This window comes from Pseudonocardia hispaniensis (genome assembly GCF_042658695.1).
Taxonomy (GTDB): Bacteria; Actinomycetota; Actinomycetes; order Mycobacteriales; family Pseudonocardiaceae; genus Pseudonocardia; species Pseudonocardia hispaniensis.
On sequence record NZ_JBHSQW010000001.1, the window covers coordinates 21,321 to 41,079 of the forward strand.

The 19,759-nt window shown below is 69.4% G+C and carries 19 protein-coding genes and 1 tRNA gene; 13 read left to right on the forward strand and 7 right to left on the reverse strand.

Translation table 11 applies throughout. From position 1 onward, the window contains the following. Nucleotides 1–33 precede the first annotated feature (33 nt). Genes nuoH through ACFQE5_RS00135 form a run of 8 tightly spaced genes read left to right on the forward strand, consistent with a single transcriptional unit; the run spans nucleotide 34 to nucleotide 9,263 of the window. Entirely contained in the window at nucleotides 34–1,326 is a 1,293-nt protein-coding gene (gene nuoH, locus ACFQE5_RS00100) for an NADH-quinone oxidoreductase subunit NuoH (protein WP_379581790.1), read from the forward strand. Further along, the gene (nuoI, locus tag ACFQE5_RS00105) at nucleotides 1,319–1,876 is read left to right on the forward strand and encodes an NADH-quinone oxidoreductase subunit NuoI (RefSeq protein WP_379581345.1); all 558 of its coding nucleotides are present in this window, start codon (nucleotides 1,319–1,321) and stop codon (nucleotides 1,874–1,876) included. Before nuoH ends, nuoI begins: the two co-directional genes overlap by 8 nt. Then, on the forward strand, nucleotides 1,873–2,697 hold the full coding sequence (locus tag ACFQE5_RS00110; RefSeq protein WP_379581347.1) for an NADH-quinone oxidoreductase subunit J: 825 nt from the start codon (nucleotides 1,873–1,875) through the stop codon (nucleotides 2,695–2,697). Before nuoI ends, ACFQE5_RS00110 begins: the two co-directional genes overlap by 4 nt. Continuing rightward, the gene (gene nuoK / locus ACFQE5_RS00115; RefSeq protein ID WP_379581349.1) at nucleotides 2,694–2,993 is read left to right on the forward strand and encodes an NADH-quinone oxidoreductase subunit NuoK; all 300 of its coding nucleotides are present in this window, start codon (nucleotides 2,694–2,696) and stop codon (nucleotides 2,991–2,993) included. Before ACFQE5_RS00110 ends, nuoK begins: the two co-directional genes overlap by 4 nt. A 50-nt stretch (nucleotides 2,994–3,043) precedes the next feature. Further along, entirely contained in the window at nucleotides 3,044–4,990 is a 1,947-nt protein-coding gene (nuoL, locus tag ACFQE5_RS00120; protein WP_379581351.1) for an NADH-quinone oxidoreductase subunit L, read from the forward strand. Between the two features lie 28 nt (nucleotides 4,991–5,018). Then, nucleotides 5,019–6,635, forward strand: coding sequence for an NADH-quinone oxidoreductase subunit M (locus ACFQE5_RS00125; protein WP_379581353.1), 1,617 nt, complete (start codon nucleotides 5,019–5,021; stop codon nucleotides 6,633–6,635). Next, complete coding sequence (nuoN, locus tag ACFQE5_RS00130; protein ID WP_379581355.1) at nucleotides 6,632–8,257, forward strand: NADH-quinone oxidoreductase subunit NuoN; 1,626 nt, start codon at nucleotides 6,632–6,634, stop codon at nucleotides 8,255–8,257. Before ACFQE5_RS00125 ends, nuoN begins: the two co-directional genes overlap by 4 nt. Before the next feature lie 4 nt (nucleotides 8,258–8,261). Further along, the gene (locus ACFQE5_RS00135; protein WP_379581357.1) at nucleotides 8,262–9,263 is read left to right on the forward strand and encodes a polyprenyl synthetase family protein; all 1,002 of its coding nucleotides are present in this window, start codon (nucleotides 8,262–8,264) and stop codon (nucleotides 9,261–9,263) included. A gap of 27 nt (nucleotides 9,264–9,290) precedes the next feature. Here ACFQE5_RS00135 and ACFQE5_RS00140 read toward each other — a convergent pair whose 3' ends face one another. The 4 genes from ACFQE5_RS00140 to ACFQE5_RS00155 form a co-directional block, all read right to left on the reverse strand. After that, entirely contained in the window at nucleotides 9,291–9,626 is a 336-nt protein-coding gene (locus ACFQE5_RS00140) for a histone-like nucleoid-structuring protein Lsr2 (protein ID WP_379581360.1), read from the reverse strand. 264 nt (nucleotides 9,627–9,890) lie between these two features. Continuing rightward, complete coding sequence (locus tag ACFQE5_RS00145; RefSeq protein ID WP_379581363.1) at nucleotides 9,891–10,964, reverse strand: 2-oxoacid:ferredoxin oxidoreductase subunit beta; 1,074 nt, start codon at nucleotides 10,962–10,964, stop codon at nucleotides 9,891–9,893. A gap of 70 nt (nucleotides 10,965–11,034) precedes the next feature. After that, complete coding sequence (locus ACFQE5_RS00150; protein ID WP_379581365.1) at nucleotides 11,035–12,984, reverse strand: 2-oxoacid:acceptor oxidoreductase subunit alpha; 1,950 nt, start codon at nucleotides 12,982–12,984, stop codon at nucleotides 11,035–11,037. Between the two features lie 124 nt (nucleotides 12,985–13,108). Continuing rightward, a complete protein-coding gene (locus ACFQE5_RS00155; protein ID WP_379581367.1) occupies nucleotides 13,109–13,867 on the reverse strand; it encodes an enoyl-CoA hydratase in 759 nt (252 codons plus the stop codon). A 70-nt stretch (nucleotides 13,868–13,937) separates the two neighbouring features. Here ACFQE5_RS00155 and ACFQE5_RS00160 point away from each other — a divergent pair, with 70 nt between their 5' ends. From ACFQE5_RS00160 to ACFQE5_RS00170, 3 genes are all read left to right on the forward strand, one after another. After that, nucleotides 13,938–14,522 carry a PaaI family thioesterase gene (locus ACFQE5_RS00160; RefSeq protein ID WP_379581369.1) on the forward strand — a complete coding sequence of 195 codons (585 nt, stop codon included), beginning with the start codon at nucleotides 13,938–13,940 and terminating at the stop codon, nucleotides 14,520–14,522. A gap of 74 nt (nucleotides 14,523–14,596) precedes the next feature. Beyond that, nucleotides 14,597–15,448: a zinc metalloprotease HtpX gene (gene htpX / locus ACFQE5_RS00165; protein ID WP_379581371.1), complete on the forward strand. Its 852-nt coding sequence runs from the start codon at nucleotides 14,597–14,599 to the stop codon at nucleotides 15,446–15,448. A gap of 35 nt (nucleotides 15,449–15,483) precedes the next feature. Next, nucleotides 15,484–16,293, forward strand: a complete 810-nt coding sequence (locus tag ACFQE5_RS00170) for a helix-turn-helix domain-containing protein (RefSeq protein ID WP_379581792.1) — start codon at nucleotides 15,484–15,486, stop codon at nucleotides 16,291–16,293. 84 nt (nucleotides 16,294–16,377) lie between these two features. Here ACFQE5_RS00170 and ACFQE5_RS00175 read toward each other — a convergent pair whose 3' ends face one another. Beyond that, nucleotides 16,378–16,869, reverse strand: a complete 492-nt coding sequence (locus tag ACFQE5_RS00175) for a YajQ family cyclic di-GMP-binding protein (protein WP_379581373.1) — start codon at nucleotides 16,867–16,869, stop codon at nucleotides 16,378–16,380. Between the two features lie 79 nt (nucleotides 16,870–16,948). Between ACFQE5_RS00175 and ACFQE5_RS00180 the strand changes: the two genes are divergently transcribed. Together ACFQE5_RS00180 and ACFQE5_RS00185 are read left to right on the forward strand one after the other, a co-directional pair. Further along, a tRNA-Tyr gene (locus tag ACFQE5_RS00180) sits at nucleotides 16,949–17,030 on the forward strand. 312 nt (nucleotides 17,031–17,342) lie between these two features. Then, complete coding sequence (locus ACFQE5_RS00185) at nucleotides 17,343–17,915, forward strand: GIY-YIG nuclease family protein (RefSeq protein ID WP_379581375.1); 573 nt, start codon at nucleotides 17,343–17,345, stop codon at nucleotides 17,913–17,915. 418 nt (nucleotides 17,916–18,333) lie between these two features. Here ACFQE5_RS00185 and ACFQE5_RS00190 read toward each other — a convergent pair whose 3' ends face one another. Both ACFQE5_RS00190 and ACFQE5_RS00195 read right to left on the reverse strand, forming a co-directional pair. Beyond that, nucleotides 18,334–18,480 carry a hypothetical protein gene (locus ACFQE5_RS00190; RefSeq protein ID WP_379581377.1) on the reverse strand — a complete coding sequence of 49 codons (147 nt, stop codon included), beginning with the start codon at nucleotides 18,478–18,480 and terminating at the stop codon, nucleotides 18,334–18,336. A 385-nt stretch (nucleotides 18,481–18,865) separates the two neighbouring features. Next, nucleotides 18,866–19,702, reverse strand: a complete 837-nt coding sequence (locus ACFQE5_RS00195; protein ID WP_379581379.1) for a class I SAM-dependent methyltransferase — start codon at nucleotides 19,700–19,702, stop codon at nucleotides 18,866–18,868. Nucleotides 19,703–19,759: the final 57 nt, after the last annotated feature.

Sequence of the window (19,759 nt, forward strand, 5' to 3'; positions counted from 1 at the left end):
CTCGCGCAGGCGGTGCTGGCCCAGGGTGACGGGATGACCCGAACCCAGCAGCTGCTGGCCGACGACCCGATCTGGCTGATCCTGCTCAAGGTCGTCGCATTGTTCGGGATCGGCGTCGTGCTGACCCTGTTCATGATCAACTGGGAGCGCAAGGTCGTGGCCAGGATGCAGCAGCGTCCCGGGCCGAACCGGGTGGGCCCGGGCGGCTGGCTGCAGTCGCTGGCCGACGGACTGAAGCTGGCCTTCAAAGAGGACATCATGCCGGCCCACGCCGACAAGAAGGTCTACTTCATCGCCCCGGTGATCTCGACGATCCCCGCGTTCGTCGCACTGTCGGTGATCCCGTTCGGCGGTGAGGTCTCGATCTTCGGTGAGCGCACGGTGCTGCAGCTCGTCGACCTGCCGGTCGGGGTGCTGGTCGTGCTCGCGTGCAGCTCGATCGGGGTCTACGGCATCGTGCTCGGTGGCTGGGCCTCCGGATCGCCGTACTCGCTGCTCGGTGCGCTGCGCTCGGCGGCACAGGTGATCTCCTACGAGATCGCGCTCGGCCTCTCGATCGTCGCGGTGATCCTGTTCACCGGGACGATGTCGACCGCCGACATCGTCGGGGCGCAGCTGTCCGGTTGGTTCGCCTGGATCCTCGTCCCGAGTTTCGTCGTCTTCGTGATCTCGATGGTCGGTGAGACCAACCGCGCCCCGTTCGACCTCCCCGAGGCGGAGTCCGAGCTGGTCGGCGGTTTCCACACCGAGTACTCGTCGCTGAAGTTCGCGCTGTTCTTCCTGGCCGAGTACGTGAACATGGTGACGGTCTCGGCGATGGCCACGACACTGTTCCTCGGGGGCGGGCTGTGGCCGTGGCCGCTGTCGTTCCTCAACGGCAACGGCTGGCTGCAGATGGTGGCCTTCCTGATCAAGACCCTGGTCTTCCTGTTCATCTTCATCTGGCTGCGCGGCACCCTGCCCCGGTTCCGCTACGACCAGTTCATGAGGCTGGGCTGGAAGGTGCTGGTACCGATCAGCCTGCTGTGGATCCTGGCGATCTTCGCGATCCGCACCTACCGCACGAGCGCGGGCGGCGACCTCACCACGCTGCTGGTCACCCTCGGCATCCTGCTCGCCGTCGTGGTCGTGATCGCGTTCCTGGTACCGGAGAGACGCCAGGCCGAGACCGAGGTCGAGTTGGCGTCGGACTATCCGGTGCCCCCGCTCGACCTGGCCGTGCCGACCCCCCCGCGGCACCGGCTGCGGCGTCGCACGGCCGAGCCCGTCGGGCGCGAACCGGCCGGCGCGCTCAGCGGCCCCCGGAAGGAGACCGAGGATGTTTGATTTCTTCAAGGGCTTCGGTGTCACCTTCTCGACGATGTTCCGCAAGGTCGTCACCGAGGAGTACCCCGAGGACTTCCCGCCCGCCGCGCCCCGCTACCACGGCCGCCACCAGCTCAACCGGCATCCGGACGGGCTGGAGAAGTGCGTCGGATGTGAGCTGTGCGCCTGGGCCTGTCCCGCCGACGCGATCTACGTCGAGGGCGGCGACAACACCGAAGCGGAGCGCTACTCCCCGGGGGAGCGCTACGGCGCGATCTACCAGATCAACTACCTGCGCTGCATCGGCTGCGGGCTGTGCATCGAGGCCTGTCCGACCCGCTCGCTCACGATGACCAACTTCTACGAGCTCGCCGACGACAACCGCCAGGACCTGATCTACACCAAGGAACAGCTGCTGGCGCCGCTGCTGCCGGGCATGGAGGCCCCGCCGCACCCGATGCGCCTCGGCGACGACGAGCAGGACTACTACGTGCTCGGCCCTGAGCTCGCCCGGGCCTCCGCGGCGGGCGAGCGGGCCGAGCAGGATCCGGTCCGGGAGCAGGTTCGATGATCGCCACGCTGGCTCAGGCCGTGACGGACGGCGCCGGCGCCGTCACCACCGGCGAGGCCGTCGCCTTCTGGATCCTCGGCCCGATCGCACTGGCCGGGGCGCTGGGCATGGTGCTTGCCCGCAACGCGGTGCATTCGGCGCTGTTCCTGGCGTCCACGATGCTCAGCCTCGGCATCCTCTACGTCGTGCAGCAGGCGCCGTTCCTCGGCTTCGTGCAGATCATCGTCTACACCGGCGCCGTGATGATGCTGTTCCTGTTCGTGCTCATGCTGGTGGGCCGGGACAGCTCGGACTCGATCGTCGAGGTCCTGCGCGGCCAGCGGTTCGCCGCGATGCTGCTGGGCATCGGCCTGGCCGGCCTGCTCGTCGGCGCGATCGGCAGGGCGTTCCTCGACGTCACCCCGGTCGGGCTGGCCCGCGACGCCGCGGGGAGCAACGGCAACATGCCCGGCCTGGGCAGGCTGATCTTCACCGACTACCTGTTGCCGTTCGAGCTCACCTCCGCGCTGCTCATCACCGCGGCGCTCGCGGCGATCGTGCTGACCCACGCGCAGTCCACCGCGCACGCCAAGCGCGGCCAGCGGGCGACGGTGATCGACCGGCTGCGCGGCGAGCACGCCCGGATCTCCCCGCTGCCCGGGCCGGGGGTCTTCGCCACCGGCGACTCGGTGGCCGTGCCCGCGGTGCTGCCGGACGGCTCCATCGCCCCGGAGTCGCTGTCGGAGATCATCGAGTCCACCCCGATTCGGGAGGTCGAGCCACCCCGGCCCGACCCGCATGCGCTCACCGGCGGCACACCCAGGCAGGACGGTAACCAGTGAGTCCCACGTACTACCTGCTCTTGTCGGCGCTGCTGTTCTCCATCGGAGCGGTCGGCGTCCTGGTCCGACGCAACGCGATCGTCGTGTTCATGTGCATCGAGTTGATGCTCAACGCCGTCAACCTCTCCCTGGTCACGTTCTCGCGGATCAACGGTGCGCTGGACGGCCAGGTGATGGCGTTCTTCGTGATGGTCGTTGCCGCCGCTGAGGTGGTTGTCGGGCTTGCCATCATCATGTCGATCTTCCGCACCCGTCGGTCCGCCTCGGTGGACGACGCGAACCTGCTCAAGTACTAGGAGCGCCCCCCGTGCCTACCGAGCTCCCCGCCACGGGTGCCGTTGGTCCAGTGACCGGCGTCGCGTCGCTGGCCTGGCTGCTGTTCGCGCTGCCCGCGGCGAGCGCTGTGATCCTCTTCGTCGCCGGACGGCGGGCGAACCGCTGGGGCCACTGGCTCGGCGTGCTGTCCGTCACCGCCGCCTTCGTCATCGGCGCGTTGATCTTCGTGCAGACCCTCGGGCTGGATCCCGCGCAGCGCACCCGCGAGATCTCGCTCTACGAGTGGATGCCGGTCGCCGGGCTGAACGTCGACTTCGGGTTCCGGCTCGATCCGCTGTCGCTGACGTTCGTGATGCTGATCACCGGGGTCGGCGGGCTGATCCACCTCTACTCGGTCGGATACATGGCCCCGCACAGCGGTGGCTCGGACGACTCGAGCAGGCGCCGGTTCTTCGCCCAGCTGAACCTGTTCATCGCGGCCATGTTGCTGCTGGTCCTCGGCAACAACTTCGTGCTGCTGTACCTGGGCTGGGAGGGCGTCGGCCTGGCGTCCTACCTGCTGATCGGCTTCTACCAGGACCGCCCGTCCGCGGCGACCGCCGCGAAGAAGGCGTTCCTGATGAACCGGGTCGGTGACGTCGGGCTCGCGCTGGCGATCTTCCTGATCTGGATGGAGCTGGGCACCGTCGGCTACACCGAGGTGTTCGCCCGGATCGGCGAGGTGTCCGGCGGCACCCTCCTCGCCATCACCCTCCTGCTGCTGCTCGGGGCGTGCGGCAAGTCCGGCCAGTTCCCGCTCCAGGCGTGGTTGCCCGACGCGATGGAGGGTCCGACCCCGGTCTCGGCGCTGATCCACGCGGCGACGATGGTCACCGCCGGTGTCTTCCTCGTCGCCCGCACGAACCCGATCTACAACATCACCGAGACCGGGCGCCTCGTCGTCGCGATCATCGGCGTGATCACGCTGCTCATCGGCGCGATCATCGGCTGTGCCTACGACGACATCAAGAAGGTGCTCGCGTACTCGACGGTCAGCCAGATCGGTTACATGATCCTCGCGGTCGGGCTCGGTCCGGCCGGCTACGCGCTGGGCATCGCACACCTGCTGGCCCACGGGTTCTTCAAGGCCGGGCTCTTCCTGGGCGCCGGATCGGTCATGCACGCCATGCACGACGAGGTGGACATGCGCCGGTTCGGTGGCCTGGCGCGGTACATGCCGATCACCACGGTGACGTTCGGGCTCGGCTACCTCGCGATCATCGGGTTCCCGTTCCTGTCCGGGTACTACACCAAGGACGCGATCATCGCGGCCACCTTCGGACAAGGCGGCTGGCAGGGCGCCGTGTTCGGCGGGGTGGCGGTGCTCGCGGCGGGGCTCACCGCCTTCTACATGACCCGGCTGGTGCTCATGACGTTCTTCGGCGAGAAACGCTGGCAGAAGCTGCGCGTCGGGGACACCCCGGACGGCGCGCAGTACCATCCGCACGAGTCCCCCGCGGTGATGACCATCCCGATGATCGTCCTTGCGTTCGGGTCGGTGGCGGCGGGATTCCTGCTGACCTGGGACGACACTCTCGCACGCTGGCTGCAACCCTCGCTCGGCCCGCTCGAGGAGAGCGTGGCGGGGCCGTTGTCGCACGGCGCCGTTGCGGTCCTGACCGTGGCCGTCTCCGCGTTCGGCGCGCTCGTCGCCTACCTGGTGGTCGGGCGCAGGCCGGTGCCGGTGGAGCGGCCGGAGCCGGTCTCGTTCCCGGTGCGCGCCGCGCGCCGCGACCTCTACGCCAACGCGATCAACGAGGCGCTCATCGCCCGGCCGGGGATCTGGTTGTCCCGCGCGCTGGTCTACATCGACAACCGCGGGGTGGATGGGCTGGTCAACGGCACCGCCGCCCTGCTCGGTGGCACATCGGGCCGGCTGCGCAGGCTGCAGACCGGATTCGTCCGGTCCTATGCGCTGAGCATGCTCGGTGGGTCGGTCCTGGTCATCGCCGCATTACTGGCGGTGAGGTTCGCGTGAGCCGCGCCGTCCCGGTCGAGGTATCGCCATGAACACTGGGGGCTCCGTGCTTCTCCTCGTCCTACTCCTGGTGCCGTTGGTCGGCTCCCTGGTGGTCGCGCCGCTGCGCGGCGACGACCGCGCGGCGCGGCGCGTTGCGATCGGGATCGCGCTGGTCGAGCTCGTCCTGGCCGGCGTGGCCTGGGCGATGTACTCGGTGGCCGACGCGGCCGGCGGGACCCGGTTCCAGCTCGAGTTCAGCTATCCGTGGATCCCGGCCTTCGGCACGAGTTTCGCCCTGGGCGTCGACGGCATCGCACTGGTCATGATCGCGCTGACCGCCGTGCTGGTGCCGATCGTGATGGGGTTCTCCTGGGAGGAGAAGCTCCCCGAGGGCCGCAGCGCCGCAAGCTTCTTCTCGCTGCTGCTGGCCACCGAGGCCCTGTTGATCGGCGTCTTCGCGGCGACCGACGTCTTCCTGTTCTACGTGTTCTTCGAGGCCATGCTGGTCCCCATGTACTTCCTGATCGGCCGGTTCGGTGGGCCGCGCAGGCAGTACGCCGCGGTCAAGTTCTTCCTGTACTCGCTGCTCGGCGGCCTGGTGATGCTCGCATCGGTGATCGGGCTGTTCGTCGTCAGCAGCGAGAAGCTGGGAACGGGCACCTTCACGTGGGCCGAGCTGCAACGGATCGCGTCCGGGGTGCCCGAGTCCACCCAGATCTGGCTGTTCCTCGGCTTCTTCCTCGCCTTCGCGATCAAGGCGCCGCTGGTGCCGTTCCACACCTGGCTGCCCGACGCCGGTGCCGAGGCCCCCATCGGGGTCGGCGTGTTGCTCGTCGGCGTGCTCGACAAGGTCGGGACGTTCGGGTTCCTGCGCTACTGCCTGCCGCTGTTCCCGGCGGCGTCCAAGGCCCTCGCGCCACTGGTGCTGATCCTCGCGGTGATCGGAGTGCTCTACGGCGCGCTGCTCGCCGCCGCCCAGAGCGACCTGAAGCGGTTCGTCTCCTACACCTCGATCGCCCACTTCGGGTACATCGCGCTGGGCATCTTCGCGTTCTCCACGCAGGCGTTCGCCGGGTCCGTGCTCTACATGGTCAACCACGGGATCACCACCGGGATGCTGTTCATCGTGGTCGGCATGCTGATCGTCCGCGGTGGTTCGAGGCTGATCGGCGACTACGGTGGGGTCTCGAAACTCGCTCCGCTGCTGGCGGGGACGTTCCTGCTCGCAGGCATGGCCTCGCTGGCGCTGCCGGGCACGAACTCGTTCGTCAGCGAGTTCCTGGTGCTGATCGGTTCGTTCCCGCGCGAGCCCGTCTACACGATCCTGGCCACGGTCGGGATCATCTTCGCGGCGCTCTACATCCTGTGGGTGTACCAGCGGACCATGCAGGGGCCGGTGCGCGGCACCGCCGTGCTGGCCGCCCTCGGTGCTCCGGGCGACGGGCCCGGCACCATGCTCGACCCGGCCGTCGCGGTGAAACGCGGCGCGACCGGCTTCCCCGACCTGTCCAAACGGGAGATCGCGGTGCTGACGCCGCTGATCGTGTTGATCGTGCTGCTCGGGTTCTTCCCCGGCCCCGTGCTCGACGTGATCAACCCGTCGGTGGCCGCCACGATGTCGGAGGTCGGCTTGACCAACCTGGTTGGAGGGGTGTCGCAGTGACCGCGGTTCTCTTGGCCCAGGCGCCCGCGATCCAGGCACCGCCGATCGACTACGCGGCGATCGCACCGGTGCTCATCGTGCTCGGCGGGGCGTGCGTGTCGGTGTTGGTCGAGGCGTTCCTGCCGCGCCACCAGCGGTGGCCGGTGCAGGTCCTGCTCACCCTGGTGGTGCTGGCCTGCGCGGGGATCACGCTCGGCGTGTACGCGGGCGGTAATCCGGCCGGGATCACCACCCTCGGCGACACGCTGGCCGTCGACCGGCCCACGCTGTTCCTGTGGGGCACGCTGCTGTTCCTCGGTCTGGGCAGCGTGCTGGTGCTGGCCGACCGGTCCGTCGAGCCGGGCGGGGCGTTCCTCGCCACGGCGGTGGCCCGGGCGCGGGCGGCGGTCGGGGGCGGCGCCACCGGCGGCCCTGGCGGGGCCGGTGGCGAGGGTGGTCCCGAGGACCGCGACTACGGCCGTCCCGGCGAGGCACCCACCATGCAGACCGAGATCTTCGCCTTCGCGCTGTTCGCGCTCGGCGGAATGATGGTCTTCTGCGCGGCGAACGACCTGCTGACGATGTTCATCGCGCTCGAGGTGCTCTCGCTGCCGCTGTACATCATGTGTGGACTCGGCCGGCGCCGTCGGCTGCTCTCCCAGGAGGCGGCCGTCAAGTACTTCCTGCTGGGTGCGTTCGCCTCGGCGTTCTTCCTCTACGGGCTGGCGCTGCTGTACGGCTATGCGGGCTCGGTGCGCCTGTCCGCGATCGCCGAGGTCGCCGCCGGTTCGAACCGGTCCGACGCGTTGCTGTTCGGCGGGCTTGCGCTGCTCGTGGTCGGCCTGATGTTCAAGGGCTCGGTCGCCCCGTTCCACACCTGGACCCCCGACGTGTACCAGGGCGCGCCGACCCCGGTCACCGCGTTCATGGCGACCTGCACCAAGGTCGCCGCGTTCGGCGCCATCATGCGGGTGCTCTACGTGGCCTTCGGCAGCACCCGCTGGGAGTGGCGCGGGGTGCTGTGGGCCATCGTGATCGTGTCGATGGTCGTCGGTGCGGTGCTCGGTCTGACCCAGACCGACATCAAGCGGATGATCGCCTACTCCTCGATCGCACACGCGGGCTTCCTGCTGCTCGGGGCGATAACGATCACCGAGGCCGGTACCGCGGGCACGCTGTTCTACCTGCTCGCCTACGGGTTCACCACACTGGCGGTGTTCGCCGTGATCTCGCTGGTGCGCACCGCCGACGGGGAGGCGGGGCACCTGTCGCAGTGGGCCGGCCTTGCGCGGCGCTCGCCGCTGCTGGCCGGGGTCATGACGTTCCTGCTGCTCGCCCTGGCCGGCATCCCGTTGACCAGCGGGTTCACCGCGAAGTTCGCGGTGTTCTCGGCGGCCCTGGACGACGGGATGGCGCCGCTGGTCGTGATCGCGCTGATCGCGAGCGCCGTCGCCGCGTTCTACTACGTCCGCGTGATCGTGCTGATGTACTTCAGCGATCCGGCCCCGGACGGACCGACCGTGACGGTGCCGGGGGCCTTCACGACCGTGGCGATCACCCTCGGCGTCCTCATCACGCTGCTGCTCGGCATCGTTCCGTCGCTGGCCTTGGACTGGGCCGGCGGAGGCACCTTCGTAGGCTGATCGAGTGGACACGTACAGCGTCGCCGGTGTGGAGCTCGGCGACCCCGATCTGGCGGCGGCGACCACCGACGCCCTCAAACGCGTCGAGGATCTGCTGCACCGCGAGGTGCACAGCGACTACCGGTTCGTCACCGAGACCTCGTTGCATCTCATCGACGCGGGCGGCAAGCGGTTCCGGCCGCTGTTCACGCTGCTCGGGGCGAGTATCGGGCCGCGGCCCGATACCGACGACGTGGTCACCGCGGCGGCGGTTGTCGAGCTGATTCACCTCGCGACGCTGTACCACGACGACGTCATGGACTCTGCGACGATGCGCCGTGGTGCGGAGAGCGCCAACACCCGGTGGGACAACACCGTCGCGATCCTGACCGGGGACTTCCTGTTCGCGCACGCGTCACGGCTCGTGGCCGACCTCGGGCCGGAGGCGGTGCGGATCATCGCCGAGACCTTCGCCGAGCTGGTCACCGGACAGATGCGTGAGACCCGCGGCCCCGGGCCGGACGACGACCCGGTGGAGCACTATCTCACCGTCGTCGCGGAGAAGACCGGCTCGCTCATCGCGACCGCCGGTCGTTACGGCGGCATGTTCTCCGGCTGCACCGCGGACCAGGTGGACTCGCTGCGTCGGTTCGGCGCGACGATCGGGACCGCGTTCCAGATCTCCGACGACATCATCGATATCGCCTCGCCGTCGGACAGCTCCGGAAAGACGCCCGGCACCGACCTGCGCGAGGGTGTGCACACCCTGCCGATGCTCTACGCGCTGCAGGGGAGCGGTCCCGACGCCGATCGGCTGCGGGTGCTGCTGGCCCGTCCGATCACCGACGACGCCGAGGTCGAGGAAGCTCTCGGACTGCTGCACGCCGGTTCTGGGCTGGTCCGCGCCCGGCAGACGCTGGCCGATTTCGCGGCCGTGGCGAGAGCCGAGCTGGCGAAGCTGCCCGGCTGCCCGGCCACGTCCGCGCTGGCGGCGCTGACGTCCTACGTGGTCGACCGCACCGGCTGACGCCAGGAAAGGTGGCCGCCCGCCGCGTCATGCGGCCGGGTGGGCCTCCCGATAGGCAGCGACAATTCTGGCGGGGATGCGGCCCCGGTCGGAAACCTCGTGACCCATCCGGATCGCCCACTCCCGGATTTCGGCGCTGCGCCTTCGGTCGCTGCTGGCCCGCCGGGGAGTGGTCCGCCGGGCGTTGCCGGGTACGCGGCGGCCGGATTTCACGAACGGTTCGAGTGCATTGCGCAGGCGCGCCGCGTTCGTACTCGACAGGTCGATCTCGTATACCTTGCCATCGATCGCGAAGCCGATCGTTTCCGACGCCTTCTCGCCATCGAGATCGTCAATGAGGATGACCTCTTCAATGCGTGCCATACGGCCACCGCCTTTCACTCGCGAATAGACGCTGGAAAGGCCACGATAGGCGATATTGCACGCTCAGGCGAACAGAAACGCTGTGGCGGTGCGAACTACGGCAACAGCGACGTAGTTTCTGGGACCAACGGCCCTACCGCAGCGCGGTCCACGATGACGCGAGCGCCCGCGATACTCGGACTCCGAGCATCGCGGGCGCGGCCGATCGCGGAAATACCCCGACTCGGTCGCGGAAATACCGCGACTCGCGGGGTGAGGCGGGGCTCAGCCCGCAATCGTCCAGGTGTCGCGACCATTGAGCAGGGCCTGCAGGTCGGCGGCGGTGTTCCGCTTCGCCTCGTCCACCTGGTGGCGAGCGGCGTCGTCGTAGGTGGTCCGGGTGGTGTTGCGGAAGATCCCGGTGACCGTGTGGTTGAGGTCCTGGTCGGACAGCCGCGACAGGGCGAAGGCCAGATTGTGGTCGGTCTGGTCGTGAACCACGATCTGCGCCGGGTCGATCTCGTCGGTCTTGGCCACGGCCAGCCCGAACCCGTCCTGGACCACGGCATAGGAGCCGAGCCCGTCCTCGGCGGCCGGGCCGAAGCGGATCGGCTGGCCGTGGGTCAGCGCGATGAGCCGCTGGTCCTTGGTCTCGGGCTTGCGGAGCAGGTCGAAGCTGCCGTCGTTGAAGATCGGGCAGTCCTGGAAGATCTCGACCAGGGCGGCGCCGCGGTGCTGGGCGGCCGCGGTGAGCACCTCGGTGAGGTGGCGGCGGTCGGAGTCCAGCGCCCGGCCGACGAACGTGGCCTCGGCGCCCAGCGCGAGGGAGACGGGGTTGAAGGGCTGGTCGATCGAGCCCACCGGAGTGGACTTTGTGATTTTCCCGACCTCGCTGGTGGGGGAGTACTGGCCCTTGGTCAACCCATAGATCCGGTTGTTGAACAGCAGGATCTTGAGGTTGATGTTGCGGCGCAGCGCATGGATGAGGTGGTTTCCGCCGATCGAGAGCGAGTCGCCGTCCCCGGTGACCACCCACACCGACAGGTCCGGGCGGGTGATCGCGAGCCCGGTGGCGATGGTCGGGGCGCGCCCGTGGATGGAGTGCATCCCGTAGGTGTTGAGGTAGTACGGGAACCGCGAGGAACAGCCGATTCCGGAGACGAAGACCGTGTTCTCCCGGCGGATGCCCAGGGAGGGCAGGAACGACCGGACGGCGGCGAGCACCGCATAGTCACCGCAGCCGGGGCACCACCGCACCTCCTGGTCGCTGGTGTAGTCCTTGGCGGTCTGCCGTTCTTCGGTGGTCGGGACGCCGTCGAGCCCGCCGAGGTGGGGCAGGCCCAGATCGAGGGCGCTCACGATTCCTCCTCCACGATTACAGATGCGTCGCTCACGATGCCGTGTGGGCGGGAGAATGTGCGTCGGTGGCTCATGCCGGCACTTCCTGCTTGCCGTTGACGCTGCCGAACCGGGCCGGGGTGTGGCCGTCGAGGTGGCTCAGGATCACCTGCTGCAACTCCTCGGCCCTGAACGGGAGCCCGGCGACCTTGGTGTAGGACGCGGCGTCGACGAGATAGCGGGCGCGCAGCAGCATCGCCAGCTGCCCCAGGTTCATCTCCGGAACCAGCACGCGCCGGTAGCGCGTCAGCACCGCACCGAGGTTGGCGGGCATCGGGTTGAGATGGCGCAGATTCGCGGTCGCGACCCGCCGGCCCAGGCCGCGCACGCGGCGGGCGGCGGCACCGATCGGCCCGTAGGTCGACCCCCAGCCGATCACCAGCAGCTCGGCGTCCCCGGTCGGATCATCGACCTCGAGGTCGGGCACCGGGATGTGGTCGATCTTGGCTTGGCGGAGCCGGACCATCCGGTCGTGGTTGTCGGGGTCGTAGGAGATCGTGCCGCGGCCGTCGGCCTTCTCCAGGCCACCGAGCCGGTGTTCGAGTCCGGGGGTGCCGGGCAGCGCCCACGGCCGGGCGTGCGTCTCGGGATCGCGCAGGTACGGCCAGAACTCGCCGGAGCCGTCGGGGGCGTTGGGCTCGGTCGCGAAGCCCGGGTCCACCGTGGGCAGCGTGGCTGCGTCGGGGACCTTCCACGGCTCCGACCCGTTGGCCAGCGAGCCATCCGAGAGCAGGATCACCGGCGTTCGGTAGGTCACCGCGATCCGGGCCGCCTCCAGCACGGCGTCGAAGCAGTCTCCGGGCGAGCGCGGGGCGATGACCGGCACCGGGGCCTCGCCGTTGCGCCCATACATGGCCTGCAGCAGGTCCGCCTGCTCGGTCTTGGTCGGCAACCCGGTGGACGGGCCGCCGCGCTGCACGTCGATCACCAGCAACGGCAGCTCCAGGGCGACGGCCAGGCCGATCGTCTCCGACTTCAGGCTGATGCCGGGGCCGCTGGTGGTGGTCACCCCGAGCGCCCCGCCGAAGGCCGCACCCAGCGCGGCGCCCACGCCGGCGATCTCGTCCTCGGCCTGGAAGGTGGTCACACCGAAGGCCTTGTGCCTGGCCAGCTCGTGCAGGATGTCGCTGGCCGGGGTGATTGGGTAGGAGCCGAGGAACACCGGCAGCCCGGTGCTGTGCCCGGCCGCCACGATCCCGTAGGCCAACGCGGTGTTCCCGGTGATCTGCCGGTAGGTACCGACCTCCAGCTTGGCCGGGGCCACCTCGTAGGTGGCCGCGAAGCTCTCGGTGGTCTCCCCGTAGGCATGCCCGGCCCGGAAGGCCAGGATGTTGGCCTCGGCCAGCTCCGGGCGCCGCGCGAACTTCTCCCGCAGGAACCGCTCGGTGCTCTCGCCCGGCCGGTGGTACATCCAGGACAGCAGCCCGAGGGCGAACATGTTCTTCGCCCGTTCGGCGTCCTTCTTGGTCAACCCGGTCTCGGCCAGCGCCCCGCGGGCGAGGGTTGCCATCGGGACCGAATGCACCTGGTACTCGGTCAGCGAGCCGTCCTCCAACGGGTTGGACTCGTAGCCGACCTTGGCCAGGTTCCGCTTGGTGAACTCGTCGGTGTTGGCGATCAGCACCCCGCCCGCGGCGAGATCGGCGATGTTCGCCTTCAATGCCGCCGGGTTCATCGCCACCAGTACGTCCGGGCGGTCACCGGGGGTGAGGATGTCGTAGTCCGCGAAGTGCAGCTGGAACGACGACACCCCGGGTAACGTGCCGGCAGGCGCCCTGATCTCGGCGGGAAAGCTCGGCAGCGTCGACAGATCGTTGCCGAACGCCGCCGTCTCCGCAGTGAACCTGTCTCCCGTGAGCTGCATCCCGTCGCCGGAGTCGCCGGCGAACCGGATGACCACCCTGTCGCGCTTCTGGACCGTCCGCCCCGTGGCGGGGGTACCCGCCGCTGAATGATCGACGGCGGTGTCGCTAGAGGTCATGTCGAGGTCAGTCCCTCGGTTCCACAGTAGGAAGGAGCCAACATGGCGAGGTTAACTCCCGGTGTCTTGTAGTGTCTTCGTACCCTGCCAGAGGTCACAGCGAACCGTTCGGCCCAACGGAACGTCATCGCCTGCTGATCTGCTTCTGCAGCTCGGCGACCCGTTCTTGGAAGGCCGCCGACCGGACGGACGCGGCCTGCGCGCGCACCTCGAGTTCGGTGGCGTCGGCGTGGGCGGACATCGCGGCGGTGATCCGCATGCTCGCCTTCGTCGCCATGATCAGGTCTCGCGGCGCCGCGGCGGCGCGGGCGGCCAGGGTCAGCGCGCCGGTCCGCAGCGCTTCGTCGTCGGCGAAGGCGCGCCAGACCAGGCCCACCCGTTCGGCCTCCGCCGCGTCGAGGACGTCACAGAACAGGGTCATCGCGGCGGCCCCCTGCGGACCGAGCACCCGGTCGATCATCCAGGTGTAGCCGCCGCCCGGGTGCAAGCCGAGCTGCATGAACCGCGTATCGAACCGGGCGGACGGCCCGGCGAGCCGAATGTCGCAGGCCAGCGCGAGGTTGAGCCCGGCACCGACGGCAGGCCCGTTCACCGCGGCGATCGTGGGCAGCGGGAAGTTCGCGACCTCGAGGAAACCCGCGTACACCGACTTGAGCTCGGCGGGGCCGGCGTTCTGCAGTTCGGACAGGTCACCACCCGCGCAGAAGGCCGGCGGCTCCCCGGTGAGGACGACCGCGCCGACGCCGTCGTCGGTGGCGGCGGCCTGCAGTGCGGCGACGAGCATCGCCGACAGCTCCAGGTCCATCGCGTTTCGTCGCTGCGGGTTCGACAGGGTCACCAGCGCGACGCCGTCGCTGATCTCGGTGTGGACCTCGGCGCTCATGAGGCGCCCCCGGGGAGCAGGTCTGCAGTGGCCATGCGGTCATCCTGCCCGCTCGACTACCGTCGGCCGGGTGTCAGGTTCGATCTCACAGGCCGCGGCTGCGGCGTCTCTCGACGGTGCCCGGCCGGTCCCGCATCCCGATGCGCCAGCACCCGGCACGGCGCTCGGCCAGCACTATGCCCGCTGCTTCGGTTGCGGCGACCTCGAACACGGCCTGCGGATGCGTTTCGTCGTCGGTGAGGATCTGAGCCTGACCGGCACCTTCACGGTCGAGCCGGAGCACCAGGGCGCCCCGGGCCTGGCCCACGGTGGCCTGCTCACCACGGCGTTCGACGAGGCGCTCGGCGCGTTGCAGGTGTTCTTCCGGGAGCCCGCGGTGACCGCGGAGCTGCGGACGCAGTTCCGCCGCCCGGTACCCGTCGGGTCGACGCTGCACATCGCGGCGCGGGTGGATCGCAAGGAGGGGCGCAAGCTCTGGGGGAGCGCGACCGGCAGGCTCGACGCCCTCGACGGTCCGCTCGCGGCGGAGTCCAGCGCGCTGTTCGTCGTCGTGCCCGCCGAGCATTTCGTCCGCCACGGCCGGGCTGCGGAGGTGGCGGCCGCGATGGCGAACCCGGCGCTGGCAGGCAACCCCTACGTCGAGGTCAACCCCTGACCAGGAACACCGGCCGCTGGTGACTCGTTCACCCGATGGGACCGAGGGTGGGTCCCGGAAGGACGGAGTCTCCGGTGCACAGGCACGTGAACGGGCTGAAGACGGCCCTGCTGCTCGGCGGAATGAGTGCGCTGGTGGTGGGGATCGGGTCGCTGTTCGGCCGGAGCGGATTGATCATTGCGGTGGTCGTCGCGCTGGGTATGAACGGCTACGCCTACTTCAACTCGGCGAAACTCGCGCTGCGCGCGATGCGCGCGCGGCCGATCACCGAGGCCGAGCACCCGGGGATGTACCGGGTGGTGCGTGAGCTGAGCCAGGCGGCTCGCCAGCCGATGCCGCAGCTCTACATCAGCCCCACCAACGCGCCCAACGCGTTCGCCACCGGTCGCAACCCGCGCAACGCCGCGGTCTGTGCGACCACCGGCTTGCTGGACATCCTCGACGAGCGCGAGCTGCGCGCCGTGCTCGGACACGAGCTCAGCCACGTCTACAACCGCGACATCCTGATCTCCTCCGTGGCCGGCGCGATGGCCACGATGGTGAGTTTCCTGGCCAACATGGCGATGTTCGCCGGACTGTTCGGGGGCGGCGACGAGGAGCGGCCCAATCCGATCGCCCTGCTCCTGATCGCGTTGCTCGGGCCGATCGCGGCCGGCGTGGTGCAGATGGCGGTCAGCCGTTCGCGGGAGTACCAGGCCGACGCCTCGGGTGCCCGGCTCACCGGCGACCCGCTCGCGCTCGCCTCGGCGCTGCGCAAGCTGCAGCGCGGTACGCGGCTTGCGCCGCTTCCGCCGGAACCGCAGCTGGTGTCGCAGTCGCATCTGATGATCGCCAACCCGTTCCGGCCCGGCGAGCAGATGGCGCGGTTGTTCTCCACGCACCCGCCGATCGAGGAGCGGATCCGCCGCCTGGAACACATGGCCTGATCGTCGGTGCGCTGCGCGATCCTGTCAGCGTGCAGATGACGCCGACGACCAGCGAGTACGGCCTTCTCGGCGGGCGGGATCCCGGCCACCGGCTCGACCGGTTCGCTCCAGCGGCCGACCTCGCGCCGTTGGTCGAGCGGCATTGGCTGGTCAGCTGGGAGCTGCCCGAGGGACGGACCGGTTCGGTCACGGTGCTGCCGCACCCCTGCGTGAACCTGGTGCTCGACCGGGGACGCCTTGCGGTCGCCGGTGTCGGGCTCGACCGGTTCACCTACTCCTGCCGGGGCAGCGGTTGGGTGTTCGGCACGAAGTTCCGGCCCGGATCCTTCCGGGGGTTCCTCGCCGCGCCGGTCGCCGGGCTGACGGGGACGGTGCTGCCTGCCGAGCAGCTGTGGGGGCCGCCGGCCGCCGCGCTGGCGGCGTCGATGAACGGGCCGGTCGAGGACCTGATCGCGCGGGTCGAGGCGTTTCTGCGGGCCCGCATGCCCCCGCCGGATCCGAACGTGGAGCTGGTCGGCCGCATCGTCGCGGCGTTGCTGTACGACCGCACGATCACCCGCGTGGACGAGGTGACGGCGCGTTTCGGGATGGCCCCGCGGACCCTGCAGCGGCTGTTCGCGCGCTACGTCGGAGTCAGCCCGAAATGGGTGCTTCGCCGGTACCGGTTGCACGAGGCGGCGGCCCGGCTGGCCGAGGAGCACGACCGGCCCTGGGCCGAGGTCGCCGCCGAGCTGGGCTACTTCGACCAGCCGCATTTCATCCGGGACTTCACCGCCGCCGTCGGGCTCACCCCGGCCGCCTATGCGCAGCGGTGCCGCCGGGAACACGCGCCGGTGCGGGCCTGAACGCGCCCCCCGGTTGCGGCAGGGGCGAGCCCGGGGCCGAGGGAGCCGGGGGCCTGTCCGCTCGGCGCTGCGGTTCCTGCCTGGTCAGCGGTAGTTGACGAACTGCAGCGCGATCCCGAAGTCCTTGCTCTTGAGCAGGGCGATGACCGCCTGCAGGTCGTCCTTCTTCTTCCCCGAGACGCGCAGCTGGTCCCCCTGGATCTGGGCCTGCACGCCCTTGAGCTTCTCGTCGCGAATGACCTTGCTGATCTCCTTGGCCTTGTCCGAGGCGATTCCCTGCACGATCGTGCCGCTGACCTTGTAGGTCTTGCCCGAGATCGTGGGGTCACCCGCCTCGAAGGCCTTCAGCGAGATGCCCCGCTTGATCAACTTCTCCTTGAAGACGTCGACGGCCGCCTTCGCCCGCTCCTCGGTCCCGGACTCGATCGTGATCGCCGCCTCGCCGGACCAGGAGATGGAGGTGTCGGTGCCGCGGAAGTCGAAGCGCTGCGAGAGCTCCTTCGACGCCTGGTTGAGGGCATTGTCGACCTCCTGCCGATCGACCTTGCTCACCACGTCGAACGACGGGTCGGCCATGTTCTCCTCCTCTGACCGGGCCCCGAGTGAGCCCGGATCCTCGGCTGTCGTATCCTTGCTCCCGCGCCAAGCGCACCCCGGCAGGTTGCCCGAGTGGCCAAAGGGAGCGGACTGTAAATCCGTCGGCTTAGCCTACGAAGGTTCGAATCCTTCACCTGCCACACCCAGGGAGAACGGCCCCTGAACTGCGGAAACGCGGTCCAGGGGCCGTTTTCGCCTCGTCTGGTTGTGTCCGGCTCCAGACCGCTGATCATGGGTGTTCACGGACCATGCACGGACCGATCTTGGGCGGGCCCACCGAGCTGCCTGAGCGAAGCGCGTCCTCGACCCGGCGCCGGGCGGCGTCCTCTTGGCCGGCGAGCCCGGCTTGCCGCGCACGCAGCTCGAGAACCAGGAACGCCAAGACCCTGCCATTCAGCCAGGCAGCACACCGACCAGCACGAGCGGTGCGGACCTGCTGGCACCATGCACGGATGCTCGACGACGCCCAGGACTACGACGCCGTAGCCGCCCTGTTGCTGCACCCGCCGAAGCTCTGGACGCGCGCCGAGGTGCTCGTCCGTCCGACGCCCGTCCCCGCCGAACCCGGCATCTACGGCTGGCATTTCACCACCGCGCCCAGTCCCGAACTCGACGCCGGGCGACTGCTCTACGTCGGCATCGCCCCGAAGCACATGAGTAACCGCACCAGCAAGACCCACCTGCGCCAGCGCGTCCGCTACCACTTCAACGGCAACGCCGAAGGCTCCACACTGCGGCTCACGCTCGGCTGTCTGCTCGGCCTGCAACTGCGCCGCGTCGGCAGCGGCAAACGCATGACCTTCGGCCCTCACGGGGAAAAGCAGCTCAACGATTGGATGCAGGACAACGCCCGCGTCTGCTGGCAGCCCTGCCCCGAACCCTGGATCGTCGAGTCCGCGGTCATCGGCAAGACCGACCTTCCGCTCAACCTCGACCAGAACCGAGACCATCCCTTCCGCGCTCGGCTCGCCACACTGCGCCGCCAGGCCAAGCAACGAGCCCGCGAACTCCCGATCCTGACCTGAGCCTGGACCAGAAGGGCAAGAAACGACGCGGGGGCTCCGCCCCCACACCCCCGGCGCCGCTCGGAGATCAAGGGAAAGTGCGGAACGGTGGTGTTCTCCTCACGGACGCGCCCAACGGCAGCCAGACCGCCCGCACCAGGTCCAGGACAACACCGCTGCGCGGTGCCTTCGGCATCCTGGACCCGGCACGAACGGCCCGGCAGGGACAAGCCCGCATCCGCGAGGAGATCACCACCGGGACCCCGGCGTGCGAGGACAACAATGACCCGCGCGGACTATGCACGGACGCGAGGCGGGGGAGCAGGGTATCGGCATAGGTCAGAGCAAAGATGCCAGCCCACTGTAAATCCGTGTGGTCCGGCTGTGTCCAGCTCCCGACCGCTGATCATGGGTGTTCACGGACCATGCACGGACACGATCATGAACCGCCATCGCCGAGCGCTTCCTCGATCCGACGGCGGGCAACGTCGTTCTGGCCGGCGATGCACTTCGCGTAGACCCGGAACAGGACGTCGACGCTGTGGCCGGCGCGGCCGGCCACCCGGGCCAGTCCCAAGTGGGACACAAGTCCTCTGAGCACGATCGGGCGTTTCGGATCTCGATCGCCCGTGACGCCGGTAGTGTCCGCCTTCCGAAGCGGCTAAAGGCAGCCCTGCTGCGAGCGCAGGCCGACGTCAGCTCATGACAACCGCGGGGTGGCTGGCTCACGCTGTGGCGACCACCGTAAACCGGACCGCTGCTGATGTCTGGCGGCTCGCGCGGGCCCAGCTCCCCGGCACGACAGATCGCGCCGATCACCGCTCGCGAGGCTACGGCACATATACGGCGTGAGCGCGACGAGAAGCACCTCGCATCGAGGCCGGGGTTGGGTGGAGCCACATATCCGCGTAGCGAGATCCTGACTGCTCCGGCCCTCGGCAGCGTGGGCCCGACCAGGATCCGCATGGTGGTTACGGGCGCGGCCGGCGGGCGACGACGAAGATTCGCCGACTATGGACGAGGTAGTCCACGCCGTCGGTCAGGCCGAGGTTGCCCTTCGCCTCGAACATGAGCCGGCTCGTCGCCTCGTGGCCCACTTCGAGTTTCAGGGTCTCCTCGGCGGCCACGATGCGCTTGTAGAAGATCCGCCGCAGCCGCTCGGCTGCGGGGTCGACGTTGTAGTGCTCGACGACGAAGCCGGCATGCGCAAGCAGCGGGCGGTGGTCGCCCACCGCTGGGGCGAGGGCGCCGGGCGGGGTCCGGTCGCGGTCCCAGCTGGTGAGGACGAAGCGGGCTCCCGGTTTGAGGATCCGCGCCGCCTCGCACAGCGCGCCGGCCTTGTCCGGCACCGCCCACAGGACATCAATGCTCATGGCGGCGTCGAATGTGGCGTCCGGCAGGCCGGTCGCCACGATGTCGCCGACGGAAAAGCGCGCGCGATCGGCCAGGCCGAGCTCCGCGGCGCGGCGAGCGGCGCTGGCAATTGCGTGGTCCGACAGATCGATTCCGAGCAGGCCCGCGCCCGTCTGACGCGCCGCCCAGAGACCGGGACCGCCCTGACCGCAGCCGAGGTCGACGATCTGGTTTCCGGGCCCGACCCGGAGTTCCTGCGCCAGCCGGCGCAGCTGGCTGCGGGTGACGAAACTGCGCGGGTCGACGTCCTCCGGGTACTCGCTGCCGTAGACCTCCCGGCGAATCCGTCGGCGCGTCGCACTGTCGACGTGCGAGGCGTACGTCGCGCTGTACGGGTCGTGCGGCGGGCTCCTTCCGGTGTCCGGTAGGAGGTCGTCCGGCGATGAATCGATCACTTCGTGGCTCCGACGTTTCAGCCTGGGCTGACGAGAACGCCTGACCGACCGGCATGG

Excerpts from the sequence above, each read along its gene's own strand:
- nuoH (WP_379581790.1), top strand. The coding sequence starts at position 34 with ATGACCCGAACCCAGCAGCTGCTGGCCGACGACCCGATCTGGCTGATC.
- nuoI (WP_379581345.1), top strand. The coding sequence starts at position 1,319 with ATGTTTGATTTCTTCAAGGGCTTCGGTGTCACCTTCTCGACGATGTTC.
- ACFQE5_RS00110 (WP_379581347.1), top strand. The coding sequence starts at position 1,873 with ATGATCGCCACGCTGGCTCAGGCCGTGACGGACGGCGCCGGCGCCGTC.
- ACFQE5_RS00125 (WP_379581353.1), top strand. The coding sequence starts at position 5,019 with ATGAACACTGGGGGCTCCGTGCTTCTCCTCGTCCTACTCCTGGTGCCG.
- ACFQE5_RS00140 (WP_379581360.1), bottom strand. The coding sequence starts at position 9,626 with ATGGCACGCATTGAAGAGGTCATCCTCATTGACGATCTCGATGGCGAG.
- ACFQE5_RS00150 (WP_379581365.1), bottom strand. The coding sequence starts at position 12,984 with ATGACCTCTAGCGACACCGCCGTCGATCATTCAGCGGCGGGTACCCCC.
- ACFQE5_RS00155 (WP_379581367.1), bottom strand. The coding sequence starts at position 13,867 with ATGAGCGCCGAGGTCCACACCGAGATCAGCGACGGCGTCGCGCTGGTG.
- ACFQE5_RS00170 (WP_379581792.1), top strand. The coding sequence starts at position 15,484 with ATGACGCCGACGACCAGCGAGTACGGCCTTCTCGGCGGGCGGGATCCC.
- ACFQE5_RS00175 (WP_379581373.1), bottom strand. The coding sequence starts at position 16,869 with ATGGCCGACCCGTCGTTCGACGTGGTGAGCAAGGTCGATCGGCAGGAG.
- ACFQE5_RS00185 (WP_379581375.1), top strand. The coding sequence starts at position 17,343 with ATGCTCGACGACGCCCAGGACTACGACGCCGTAGCCGCCCTGTTGCTG.